This window comes from Phyllobacterium sp. P5_D12 (assembly GCF_054049495.1).
This window is the reverse complement of record NZ_JBFUMG010000978.1, coordinates 1-1,024: the sequence shown is the minus strand read 5'-3', so window position 1 is coordinate 1,024 and position 1,024 is coordinate 1. Positions and strand designations below refer to the sequence as shown.

At 55.6% G+C, this 1,024-nt stretch carries 1 protein-coding gene; it reads right to left on the bottom strand.

The annotated features are described in order from the left end of the window. Positions 1-427: 427 nt before the first annotated feature. Positions 428-1,024, bottom strand: a 597-nt coding sequence (locus ACXJ5O_RS28115) for a VirB4 family type IV secretion system protein (protein WP_457302781.1), incomplete at its 5' end; no start/stop codon positions are given.

Below are 1,024 nucleotides of genomic sequence, written 5' to 3'. Positions count from 1 at the left end.
ACGCATTGCCGCCCGTAAGACGATCGAGAATCGCTTCCGACTGGTGGATTGTCTTTCGCGGCAGAAAGCTCTGATCAATTCCGTCGTCAGAGCTGCATGACACCGCTATCGGTTTCTGCTTTGCCGATTGACCGCCGCATTTCTGTCTTGCACCTCGCGCAGGTTCGTTTCGCCCGTATGTTCGTGCGAAAGTTGTGCGGGTGCAGAAGCGATTGAAGTGTTTCCAGAGGAATTTCGGACGCCACGCCCTGCAACCATGGAACTAGCGATGTTTCTGCTGGCATTGCCCGCGTGAGAGGCGAGATTGGTGAACCATTCCTGGCTGCTTGTCGCAATGCGGCCGCTGAGAGGCACGATCTGAGTAAGCAAGAAGAATCCCGTCAGGCAAACGAGCACAAAAGGACCGGCATCCTTCATCGCAGGTACACTACCCTTGGCAAGGCTGTGTCGCACTCTGTTCGATAAGCGTGTTGGCGATTTGGGAATTGACGATATCAGAGGCGCTTTGCGTACCGAAACCAATAATCCCGTTGAACTTGCGGATCGTCTTCATCTTGTCCCGGATGAAGGTCGCGAAGACCTGATCTTCGAGCAGCCGCCAGCCTTCATCGAGAAAGATCAGGACAGGATTGCCGTCGAGCAACTCGTCCAACCGATGAAAGATATACATCAGCGCGGCGCTGCGGGTGAGGGGATCGTCCAGGATTTTCGTCATGTCGAAGCCTGAAACATCCGACCAAGTGAAACGATCTTGCGGATTGTTGAACAACCAGCCCAATTGATCAGGGCGGAGCCATTTCTCGAACCGGGCCAGAAGATCGTCATCGCCGGCGCGTATCCGGCCACGCAGCAAGGTTGCAAAGGCCGGCAGAGACCGGCCATACGACCCGGTCGACATGATTTGACCAATTGCTGCACGGATGACGCTTTCCTCGCTGGCAGGCAGCGACAAACCATCCGGGCGGCGCAGCATCAACGAAAACAACTGGAACAGAAACTCGCGATTTCCCGCAGTGTCGGGCAG